Source organism: Flavobacteriales bacterium, assembly GCA_021296215.1.
GTDB lineage: Bacteria > Bacteroidota > Bacteroidia > Flavobacteriales > ECT2AJA-044 > ECT2AJA-044.
In genome coordinates, this window is the sequence record JAGWBA010000001.1 from 65,946 (window position 1) to 77,096 (window position 11,151).

The window sequence follows — 11,151 nt, forward strand, 5'->3', positions numbered from 1 at the left end:
AAATTCCGCCCTCTAAACTACTCTACTCAACATGAAAAGAAGTTTTTTAATCACTGCCTCAGCGGCAGGAATGCTACTCGCGTCCTGCTCAACACGAATCAATGAAGATTCAGCAGCTATGACCATAGAAGCTCCGGAGTATCCGGAAACGAAGAAAGTCGATACTGTGCACACGTACTTCGGCCATGATGTGGCCGATCCATACAACTGGCTCGAGAACGACACGAGTGCTGAAACTGAAGCTTGGGTCAAAGCCCAGAACGAAGTGACCCGCGGATATTTGGATCAAATCCCTTACCGCGACTCCTTGGTCAATCGTATGACCGAGTTGATCAACTACCCCAGGGTAGGCGCTCCTCGAAGGGTGGGTGAATACGTCTTTTTGACCAAGAACGACGGACTTCAAGACCAAAGCGTCATCTACTACAAAAAAGGTGAGGAGGGCGAAGAAATGGTTTTCCTCGACCCCAACGCCATGAGTGAGAACGGAACGGTAAGTGTAAACTTGGTAGGTTCAAGTGACGATCACAAATACATGGCCTACACCGTGAGTGAAGCGGGAAGCGACTGGAGCTCTATCCACGTTCGTGAGATCGAGACCAATACCGAACTCGACGATGTGCTCGAGTGGTGTAAATTCAGTGGTGCCAGCTGGTACGGAAACAGTTTCTTTTACTCGTGCTATCCGGCACCAGCGGAGGGTACCGAGCTTTCGGCATCGAGCGATTTCCACATGATCTACTACCACGAACTCGGTACTTCGCAAGACGAAGACAAACTCATTTACAAGAACGAAGACAACCCACGCCTGTATCACTATGGCGGCATGACCGAAGACAACGAGTACTTCATCATGTACGAAGCACAGGGCACGGAGGGAGTCAATGTCTACTTCCAGGATCCGGAAAAACTAGATCAGGAATTCATTCCCTTTACTAACGACTTCGGGAGTAAAAGCAATGTCGTGGACTTCAAGAACGGCAAGTTCATCATCGCTACCGACCTCGATGCACCGATGCGCAGAGTTGTAGCCGTTGACCCGGCGAAACCAGGACCGGAGAATTGGGAGACCATTGTTCCGGAACGCGACGTCTATTTGAGCTCCGTTACTACCGGAGGTGGTGTGATGTTCGCTGAATACTTAGAGAACGCCATGTCGCACATTTACAGAATGAACTACGATGGATCGGATATTCAGGAGATCGAATTGCCCGGTGCCGGTTCGGCAGGCGGCTTCTCGGGTGAAAAGGATTGGGAAACACTGTACTACAGTTACACCAATTTCACGGATCCGGGAACCATTTATGCCTATAACGTGGCCACCGGTGAATCTGAGACATACTACCAGGCCGACTTGAAGTTCGATCCAGATATGTTCGAGAGCAAGCAAGTGTTCTACAAGAGCAAGGACGGCACTGAAGTATCGATGTTCATCGTCCACAAAAAAGGATTGGAGCTCGATGGTACTAATCCGACCTTGTTGTATGGTTACGGAGGGTTCAACATCAGCCTGACCCCCAGCTTCAGCGCAACGCGTTTATTGCTCCTCGAGAACGGCGGAGTGTTTGCTATGGCCAACCTTCGCGGTGGTGGTGAATATGGTGAAGACTGGCACAAGGCCGGAATGTTGCTCAAGAAACAAAACGTGTTCGACGACTTTATTTATGCAGGTGAATACCTCATCGCTGAAGGTTACACGAGCAAGGACCACCTCGCCATCATGGGCGGTTCCAATGGTGGTTTATTAGTTGGGGCGTGCATGACGCAGCGTCCTGATTTGTTCGCAGCTGCACTTCCCGCCGTAGGCGTACTCGATATGCTTCTCTATCACAAGTTTACCGTGGGTTGGGGATGGGTACCGGAATACGGTTCCAGCGAGGAGAGCGAAGAGATGTTCAACTACTTACTGAACTACTCTCCGTTGCATAACCTAGAGGAAGGAACGGAGTATCCGGCCACGTTGGTGACCACGGGTGACCACGATGACCGCGTGGTTCCTGCACACAGCTTTAAGTTCGCAGCAACGCTTCAAGAGAAGCACGCCGGCGAAAACCCCGTGTTGATCCGCATCGAAACCGATGCCGGACACGGTGCCGGAAAGCCGATCTCAAAAATCATAGAGGAGTACGCCGACGTCTACAGCTTTATGATGTGGAATACCGGGGTGCGCAAACTCGACTAAGCGGGCTCATTTTGCAAGCGCTGTTGCCAATTGGCGCGATTTTTACGGAGTGGTTCTTCGAGTAAGAGCTCTTCGTATTCCATGTGGTCGCCATGGAGGGAGATTCTCTCGTGTAGGAAAGCCACGCAATTTTCGAAACCATCAAAGCAGTGATTCTCGGGCTCGTGCCCGGGAATCACGTGCGTTTTGACCATGGATTCACAATAATCCCTGAACCGATCCGAAAACCCGAAGAAAAAGGGTCCTTCGAGTCGGTGAACCAAGACGTTATTTGCAAGGTCTTCGGGCAGCTTGTGTTCGCCAACTACGTTGTGTAAAGCCTCTCCTTTGTGACTTTCGGCCATTTGTTTCGACATACGACCAATGAAAAGGATCGAACTCAACGCGAACCCGATTCCGACCGCGTCGAACAAATTGTCAAACAAGGTTACGGCCAATACGATAGCTCAAACAACGGCGTCTTGCTTCGGTACCTTGAAGAGCATTTTGATTCCCACGCCGATCGTAATGAGGATTCCGGCTAGCACTGCCATAGGGATGTATTGCACACAATCCGCTATACCGACGACGATAATTAGCAAAAAACCCCCTTTGGCGATTCCCGATAGTTTTGTCGTAGCACCTGCCTTGATGTTGGTTACGGTTCCCATGGTCGCCCAGGCTCCCGGGATTCCTCCAAACAACGCTGCCGCGATATTGCCAACCCCTTGACCTATGACCGCCCACTTGCTGTTGTGCTTGGTCTTGGTAACATTGTCCGCAACGACAGAGGTAAGCAAACTGGCGATAACCCCTAAACCACCAAGCATAATGGCCTGGGTCAAGATCAACTCGAAGTCGTGTATACTCAGGCGCCCAAGCTCGCCGAGGTGAAAGTTGGGCATTTGCCTCGGTATTTCGCCGATCGTAGGCACGTCGAGTTGTAAAAAAACACTGAATACCGTACCGCCGATCAAGGCGACCAGGATTGAGGGAACTTTCTTAGTGATAAGTGGAAAGGTGTAGATGGTGAGAATGGTGAAGGCGCCGAGGAGCAGGGCCTCGTAGTTCATGTGCGTAATAGGCTGGTCGAGGTGTGTCATGATATTCACGAACCCTTTTGGAGAGGCGTGGCCCAAAAGAGGTAATATTTGGACCTAAATAATGATTACTCCAATGCCCGCCATGAACCCGGACAACACAGGATAGGGCATGAAGCGCACATACTTTCCGAAGTCGAGCACGTCGAAGATCATTTCGAATATTCCGGCCAGCACAAAAGTGCCCACGATCAAAGGCCAGGCAGCATCAATGTTTCCAGCCTCGTGAAGGCCCAAAGAAACCACCGTCGCCGCGACAACGGTCATGGGTCCGGGCGAGTCTGAAATAAGTGTTTTAGTCCCTCCAAAGAGAGCGACAACAAATGCCAGTAGAATTGCTGTGTAGATTCCCGATTGAACTCCGAAAGCAAGCCCCATTGGAAGGCCAATGATTGCGGAGAGCAGCCCGCCCATTAAGTCGGGTTTAAGGGATTTTAAGGCGTTTTTATGGATAGAGAGCATGGTATAACCTGAATTGATTGATGAATAGAACAACAGTGCCTCATTTGTGAACGGGCACGATCAATAGAGCTTCAAAAGAAACGGATTATACCGCGGCGGGCACTTTTAAGGTTATGGAAAAGTATATACCTAGGCTGAACAATCGACAGGTCATGTAGGTCGACTTCAGACCTTTCGAGGGCTGTATATGAACGAATGCTTTCGAGTCGTTCGTGGGTGCATGAGCAGAGTTGGGAATAACCGCGATGCTTCAGGGGAGCAGATTTGGACAAGCGGTCATCTTCGGAGTCCACCTCCTCCAACTCCATAATGAGTTTCCACCCCAAGGATTTTGCGTGGGGATTGGCTTCGGAATAAGACGCCTGAGCCGAACCTATCGGAGAAAGCTCATTTGTGCTGTTCCATAAATCAACGGAGTATGGCAACAGGCTTGCCAACATAATCAGAAGAGCCATGAAGACGGTTCCGATCGTGTGTAGTTGCCTAAAAGCTGCAGCCAACATCACCTGAGTCCTGAATTGAAAAAGTGGCGCAAAGGTAAGCTTATACAAGCGAATAAGGGTAAATATGGTGCTGTAAATCGCTAATTACCAGTGGACAGCTTTATTCTCAAGTTCTCTAGCATGGTTCGGGTCATCTTGTCCAGGTCGAACTCGTGCTTCCACCCCCAATGCTCGCGAGCGGGGGAGTCGTCGATGCTCGAAGGCCAACTGTTCGCGATAGCCTGTCGGAAATCGAGCTCATAATCGATCTCAAAGCCCGGGACTTCCTTGGCTACGGCTGCCGCGATCTCTTCGGGTGCAAAGGTGATGGCTGCCAAATTATAACTTGAGCGGATCTTAACGTCCTCGGCCGGAGCTTTCATGAGTTCTATGGTGGCCCGTATGGCATCGTCCATGTACATCATGGGCAGGCGGCTGCCCTCTCCGAGGAAAGAGGTGTACGAGCCCTTTTCCAGGGCATCGTAATAGATCTCAACCGCGTAGTCCGTGGTTCCACCGCCGGGCTTTGACTTCCAAGAAATGATACCCGGGTACCGAATGCTTCGTACATCGACTCCGTAGCGATCGTGGTAATACTGACACCACCGTTCGCCGGCGAGCTTTGAAATTCCATAAACGGTTGAAGGCTCGCATACCGTTACCTGAGGTGTCTGCTCCTTGGGGGTCGTAGGGCCGAATACGGCGATACTAGAAGGCCAATAGACTTTTTGGATCTTCCCTTCACGAGCGAGTTCCAATACGTTCAACAGGCCCGTCATGTTGAGGTGCCAGGCGTATTGAGGTTTCTGTTCGGCCGTTCCGCTGAGTAGGGCGGCCATTTGATAAACGGTATCGATCTCGTGTCGCTCGATGATTTCTTCGAGACGCATAAGGTCGGTAATGTCCATGGGAGCAAATGGGCCCGAGGCCATGATCTCGTCCGAGGCCGGACGAATATCTCCGGCAACGACGTTTTCGTTACCGCACTCTTTTCGCAACTCCATGACGAGCTCTGTGCCTATTTGTCCGGCCGCGCCCACCACCAGTATATTCTTGCTCATAGGGTGTATTGTGTAGTGTCGTGCTAAGATATATGATATCCGTCAGTTCACAGCACGATACGATTTCCGTATTTTTGCAGCTGGAGCAGAAAGAATTAAGCCGATGGATCCGAATTCAGGAAAAAAAGGACTTTATAACAAGCTGGGAAAAGAACAGCTTCAAGCACGCCTCGACGCAGAGGACTTCAAACGCATAACCGTATCGTTCTATCGCTACGTGATCATTGAAGACCCGGCGGCGATGCGCGACGAACTGTACCGCAAATGGGGCGCCCGAAAATGTTTGGGTCGAATCTATATTGCCCGTGAAGGAATCAATGCGCAAATGAACGTTCCGGAAAACGAATGGGAAGCATTTGTTGAAGAGCTTCACTCGATTCCGGAGTTTGAGAATATCTCCTTTAAGATCGCTGTTGAAGACGATGGTCGGAGCTTCTTGAAGTTGATTATCAAAGTGCGGAAGAAGATCGTAGCGGACGGACTAGCAGATGGTGAGTACGACGTAACGAATGTGGGTCGACACCTCTCTGCGAAAGAGTGGAACGAAGCACTGGGCCTCGATGGTACGGTGGTCGTTGATATGCGAAATCACTACGAAAGTGAAGTCGGACATTTCGAGGGAGCCATGACCCCCGAAGCCGAAACATTCCGCGAAGAATTGCCTGAAGTACTTGAGATGCTCAAGGGAAAGGAAGACAAAAAAGTGTTGTTATACTGTACGGGGGGTATTCGATGCGAGAAGGCCAGTGCCTACCTCAAACATCATGGGTTCAAGGATGTTAACCAATTGCACGGTGGAATCATCGACTATGCGCGTCAGTTGAAGTTTGAAGAACTGCCCAACAAGTACCGCGGTAAAAATTTCGTTTTCGACGAACGTCTGGGCGAACGCATTTCAGAAGAGGTTATTTCTCATTGTCGCCAATGTGGCAAGCCTTGCGATACGCAAGTGAACTGTGCCAACAAGATGTGCAACCTCCTATTTATTCAGTGCGAGGAGTGCGCTGCCGAATACGACCAATGCTGCTCTGATGCCTGCTCGGAGATCGCCGCCTTGCCCGAAGAAAAGCAAAAAGAGATCCGTAAAGGCAAAAAGTCGGCCCAACGGTTTCACTCGCACCGCAAATTCGATCATTTACCTACTCAAAAACATACATAATGCCTATCTACCATAAATTGGGTAAGATCCCACACAAACGCCACACGACCTTTAAAAAACCCGACGGATCACTGTACTACGAGCAGTTGTTCGGTACCATTGGGTTCGACGGAATGTCGAGTCTGATGTATCATGTGGAACGCCCGACCATGGTAACCTCGGTAGGTGAACCGGTCGACCTGACCCCCGAGGTGGCCGTCAAATACAATATGACGAGTCGCTTGCTTAAAGGGTGGAATGTGTCTCCGGAGGCCGACTTTCTAAAGAGCCGTAAAACGGTATTAGCCAATCAGGATGTGAACATCACCCTGGCCGCACCGACCAAATCGCTCCGCGATTACTTCTACAAAAACGCAGATGCCGACGAGATGATCTTCATTCACAAAGGAACCGGCACACTGCGAACCATGCTTGGAAACCTGAAGTTCGGCTATGGCGATTATTTGTTGGTACCTCGGGGTATGATCTACCAGATTAATTTCGATACCGAGGACAACCGCCTGTTCATCGTGGAAAGCAACAGCCCAATGTACACCCCCAAGCGTTATCGCAATTGGTTTGGACAGCTACTCGAGCACAGTCCTTTCTGCGAGCGCGACATTCGACGCCCCCAAGCATTGGAGACCCACGAAGAAAAAGGCGAATTCACCATCAAAGTCAAAAAGCAAAACCACTTGCATACCCTCACCTATGCATCGCACCCTTTCGACGTGGTGGGTTGGGATGGATATAACTATTCCTACGCCTTCAGCATTCACGACTTTGAGCCTATAACCGGACGTGTGCACCAGCCGCCCCCCGTTCATCAAACCTTCGAGACCGATACTTTCGTAGTGTGTAGCTTTGTGCCTCGTCTGTACGACTACCACCCCGAAGCGATCCCCGCGCCGTACAACCACAGCAACATCGATAGCGATGAGGTGCTGTACTACGTCGATGGAGACTTTATGAGTCGAAACAACATCGACAAGGGTTATATTTCTTTACATCCGGCGGGAATCCCACACGGACCGCACTCCGGAGCGTATGAGCGCAGCGTCGGGCAGACCGAAACCGAAGAGCTGGCCGTCATGGTCGACACCTTCAAACCCTTGTGGATCACCAAAGATGCCGTAGCTTTGGACGATGGTGAATACTGGAATTCATGGATTGAGCAATAAGAAAACTACTACACATGGCAACGGATACTACTTCTCTAGCACTCGAAAAGGTATTTCCGGACGCGGAAGATTTTCTTCCTTTGAACGGTACTGATTATGTTGAACTCTACGTGGGTAATGCCAAACAGGCCGCTCATTACTACCAACACGCCTACGGCTTTCAGCCCGTGGCCTACGGTGGTCTCGAAACGGGCCTCAAGGATCGCGCGAGCTACGTACTCGGACAAGACAAGATCCGCTTGGTACTGACCACTCCGCTTGCTCAAGGAGGCCCGATCAACGAGCATTTGAGCAAGCACGGAGACGGTGTTAAAGTAGTGGCCCTGTGGGTCGACGATGCCACCAAATCGTGGGAGACTACGACGGCTCGCGGAGCCAAAAGCTACATGAAGCCCAACACCATCGAAGATGAAAACGGAAAGGTCGTTTGGTCGGGTATCCACACCTATGGAGACACCGTTCATATTTTCGTGGAGCGAAGCGCTTATAACGGCATCTTTTTGCCCGGCTACAAAGAGTGGAAACCCGAATATGTGGCTCCACCCACGGGTCTTAAGTACATTGACCACATGGTGGGCAATGTCGGCTGGAACGAAATGAATACCTGGGTCGAATTCTACGCCAAGGTGATGGGCTTTGCTCAGTTGGTCTCGTTCGACGACAAAGACATTTCTACGGACTACACGGCCCTTATGAGCAAGGTGATGACCAACGGAAATGGCCGTATCAAGTTCCCAATCAACGAGCCGGCCGAGGGAAAGAAAAAATCTCAGGTCGAAGAGTACCTCGATTTCTACAATGGAGCGGGAGTGCAGCACATTGCGATGGCCACAGATAACATCATCGAAACCGTAACCGCCATGCGCGACCGCGGAGTTGAATTCCTTCGCGTACCGGCGACCTACTACGATACGGTTTTGGATCGCGTTGGCGAGATCGACGAAGACCTGGAACCTCTAAAAGAACTCGGGATCCTGATCGATCGCGACGACGAAGGCTATTTGTTGCAACTTTTTACCAAGCCGGTGAGTGACCGCCCAACGTTGTTCTTCGAGATCATTCAGCGCAAAGGAGCCAAGAGTTTCGGTAAAGGAAACTTCAAGGCCCTTTTTGAGGCGATCGAACGCGAGCAAGAAGTGCGGGGAACACTCTGAGAGTTCTTAGTTTTGAATTCTTAGTTCTTAGTTGGGTCTGTCCGATCGTGGGTACACGTAGTGAGGGTTGGTGTACGTGAGCTTTTCAACTCCGGCGTAGCCAGAATACACTTGCCGCAGGCAATTACACTTCGAATATCGAAACCAACTGCCTGAGGCAATAAGCACATCCTCGCGCCAGCGAATACCCCCCGACATCCAGGGATCGGTTTTCAATGGACACATTTGCTACCTTGGGCGTTTAACTCAATGCGTTATGATCAAAAGACTGTTCATTGCTGCTACCGCAGCTGTATTGTTTTGCTGTTCTCCGCCTAGCGGCGAGATGCGCGACTCCGCCGACACTACAGAACTTTCCGACGAGGCAGCCGTAAATCACCGCTATTCACTGCATCAGATGGCCATTTTTGCCCCTGAGTAACCCATAAAAATTCGATGAAAGGCCTTTATGGTCACTATTAGAGAGAGAAAAGCGAAACCCCAGAAAAAGGATTGCCAAGACTTTGTGTAGCCGTAGTATATAGCGAAGGACCAAAGAAAGATGGCTGTTACAATAAACAGGCGATTGAGGACGATAGAAGGGACGACGCGATAATTTTTAAAACCAAGCCTAAACAGAATTGCCCCGAAACCCGAAAAGACGGCCAATGAATTGCTATAAGTCAAGCCCTTTGAGCCGTAGATTAGTATTGCTCCCACTACGACGAGAATTAGTGCGAAAACAATGTCCTTATAAAGCGTATTCATACCACCTCTATGTTTTGGCAAATAATTAAATGTTGAAGTTACCATAAAAGTAACAATTGCGCTAGTATTTGGATGCGCTGTAGTTATGTACCACTCTATGAGTAGATCACATTTCGCTGACCATATGCAACGGCGCATACTTTTATTCAGTATTGAATAACCATTAATTGTTATGCATATTATCTTGGATTTGGCAATAGCTATCCATCAACCTCTGAAGAACCAAGAGAGTATGTTTTGAAGATTGATGACTTTATATAGCTAATCAACTGGTTCTCGAGGCTGACTATTGGCTAGAAAAAAATGTTTTGGGCAGCTGTAATTTCCAGTATAAATCACTAATTTAATTTAACATGAAAAAAATTATTTTGCTCATACTTCTGGGATCCTTTGCTTTCCCAATTAATGCGAAAGAAGTAAAAAAGATCTTCCGTGGGTCGGATGACGGTATTCACTATGACTACATAAAGTATACAAACTCGTCTTGCTGTGATGTATACCGTTGTATTGATGCCGGGGAAACCGACTGTGCGTGGGATTGGAATAGCCCTGCAATCATTCTTGACAATGGCTCAATTGATGGTGGAGATCTACACAATTTCATTATCGCCCAACTAGACAATGGCAATATGTCCGGCGTAGCCAATTTTGGAGGGTTTTGGGTAAAATGGAAATTTGTAGTCAACACGAATGATGAGTATAACGGCCAATACATCATTGCCGATACCTATGCAGAAATGGTTGATTCCCAATGGGAAAATTAATATTCATAAAAACAAATACTGAAATGAAAAAATTTCTTTTACTGACGTTCGCAGTCGTATTTTCTTTGGGAGCCTTCGCAGACATTATCGTGAAGGTTACCAAATCTGGCTCAAATGATGGGGTTCATTATGAGCGTATTAAGGAGTTTTCATCCGATACCCACTATACACTGAGCTGCTTGAACCCTGGCCCACAAACCTGTCCGCCAGTAGGCATAGTGACTGCCGGTGGAGCCATTATATTCATTGAAAATGAGATCGCCAATGGAGAAACTGGAGGTGTTTTTTTTCATAACGGGCAGTATTGGGTTAAATGGATTGGTCAAGAAAACCCTTCGACTGGACAGTATGAATATCAAATGATAGCAGCAGAAACAGAAGCTGAATTGGAGAACGAACCATTCACAATAAGTTTTTAATTATGAAGCGACTTTTTTTAATTATTTCAATGTTATTCTTCCTGGCGGGCTATTCAGAGAAGCTTGTAGTCAAGAAGGATAAGGAAAGAAAGAATAATAAATATGACTACGTTCATATGACATTTAACCAGACTCAACAAACCTTCTTGATTATTTGCAATAATCGGGGGCATACTCAGTGCTTGGACGATTTGGCCAATGGACAGTCATGGACGATGGATGATGGCGGAACTGTTGATGTACCGGCTTTAGACAGCTGGATCGAGACTAAGATATCTGGTGGAGATTTGACTGGTATTGTCGGGTGGGGTGAATATTGGGTGAAATGGAAATCTGACGATACAGATGGAACTAACACCCAGTTCCAGCTCCATGACACTTACGAAGAAATGATGGATTCCCCATGAAGGCTTCCCATAAAACAGTAACGGTTAAATAATGAAAATCGTTAATTTAGAAAAGAAGGAAGCAAAATGAAAAAG

At 48.6% G+C, this 11,151-nt stretch carries 13 protein-coding genes; 8 read left to right on the plus strand and 5 right to left on the minus strand.

Annotated elements, in window-relative coordinates; translation table 11 throughout:
• Positions 1–31: 31 nt before the first annotated feature.
• Positions 32–2,182 carry a S9 family peptidase gene (locus J4F31_00300; protein ID MCE2495021.1) on the plus strand — a complete coding sequence of 717 codons (2,151 nt, stop codon included), beginning with the start codon at positions 32–34 and terminating at the stop codon, positions 2,180–2,182.
• On the opposite strand, the gene J4F31_00305 is transcribed toward J4F31_00300, so the two are convergent.
• The 4 genes from J4F31_00305 to J4F31_00320 form a co-directional block, all read right to left on the minus strand.
• A complete protein-coding gene (locus tag J4F31_00305; GenBank protein ID MCE2495022.1) occupies positions 2,179–2,619 on the minus strand; it encodes a hypothetical protein in 441 nt (146 codons plus the stop codon). The two genes, J4F31_00300 and J4F31_00305, sit on opposite strands and share 4 nt — an antisense overlap.
• Before the next feature lie 9 nt (positions 2,620–2,628).
• Positions 2,629–3,300, minus strand: a complete 672-nt coding sequence (locus tag J4F31_00310) for a SulP family inorganic anion transporter (protein MCE2495023.1) — start codon at positions 3,298–3,300, stop codon at positions 2,629–2,631.
• Between the two features lie 18 nt (positions 3,301–3,318).
• On the minus strand, positions 3,319–3,675 hold the full coding sequence (locus J4F31_00315) for a SulP family inorganic anion transporter (GenBank protein ID MCE2495024.1): 357 nt from the start codon (positions 3,673–3,675) through the stop codon (positions 3,319–3,321).
• A gap of 631 nt (positions 3,676–4,306) precedes the next feature.
• The gene (locus J4F31_00320) at positions 4,307–5,266 is read right to left on the minus strand and encodes an NAD-dependent epimerase/dehydratase family protein (GenBank protein ID MCE2495025.1); all 960 of its coding nucleotides are present in this window, start codon (positions 5,264–5,266) and stop codon (positions 4,307–4,309) included.
• A gap of 103 nt (positions 5,267–5,369) precedes the next feature.
• On the opposite strand from J4F31_00320, the gene J4F31_00325 reads away from it, so the two are divergent.
• The 3 genes from J4F31_00325 to hppD are packed head-to-tail and all read left to right on the plus strand — an operon-like array spanning position 5,370 to position 8,739.
• Entirely contained in the window at positions 5,370–6,425 is a 1,056-nt protein-coding gene (locus J4F31_00325; GenBank protein ID MCE2495026.1) for a rhodanese-related sulfurtransferase, read from the plus strand.
• Positions 6,425–7,585, plus strand: coding sequence for a homogentisate 1,2-dioxygenase (locus tag J4F31_00330; GenBank protein ID MCE2495027.1), 1,161 nt, complete (start codon positions 6,425–6,427; stop codon positions 7,583–7,585). The genes J4F31_00325 and J4F31_00330 overlap by 1 nt, the downstream gene beginning before the upstream one ends.
• A gap of 14 nt (positions 7,586–7,599) precedes the next feature.
• Positions 7,600–8,739 carry a 4-hydroxyphenylpyruvate dioxygenase gene (gene hppD / locus J4F31_00335; protein MCE2495028.1) on the plus strand — a complete coding sequence of 380 codons (1,140 nt, stop codon included), beginning with the start codon at positions 7,600–7,602 and terminating at the stop codon, positions 8,737–8,739.
• Between the two features lie 27 nt (positions 8,740–8,766).
• On the opposite strand, the gene J4F31_00340 is transcribed toward hppD, so the two are convergent.
• Entirely contained in the window at positions 8,767–8,964 is a 198-nt protein-coding gene (locus tag J4F31_00340) for a hypothetical protein (protein MCE2495029.1), read from the minus strand.
• Between the two features lie 31 nt (positions 8,965–8,995).
• Between J4F31_00340 and J4F31_00345 the strand changes: the two genes are divergently transcribed.
• The 4 genes from J4F31_00345 (at position 8,996) to J4F31_00360 (ending at position 11,076) form a co-directional block, all read left to right on the plus strand.
• Positions 8,996–9,160: a hypothetical protein gene (locus tag J4F31_00345; protein MCE2495030.1), complete on the plus strand. Its 165-nt coding sequence runs from the start codon at positions 8,996–8,998 to the stop codon at positions 9,158–9,160.
• 679 nt (positions 9,161–9,839) lie between these two features.
• Entirely contained in the window at positions 9,840–10,250 is a 411-nt protein-coding gene (locus tag J4F31_00350; GenBank protein ID MCE2495031.1) for a hypothetical protein, read from the plus strand.
• 23 nt (positions 10,251–10,273) lie between these two features.
• Positions 10,274–10,669: a hypothetical protein gene (locus J4F31_00355; protein MCE2495032.1), complete on the plus strand. Its 396-nt coding sequence runs from the start codon at positions 10,274–10,276 to the stop codon at positions 10,667–10,669.
• A gap of 2 nt (positions 10,670–10,671) precedes the next feature.
• The gene (locus J4F31_00360) at positions 10,672–11,076 is read left to right on the plus strand and encodes a hypothetical protein (protein ID MCE2495033.1); all 405 of its coding nucleotides are present in this window, start codon (positions 10,672–10,674) and stop codon (positions 11,074–11,076) included.
• Positions 11,077–11,151: the final 75 nt, after the last annotated feature.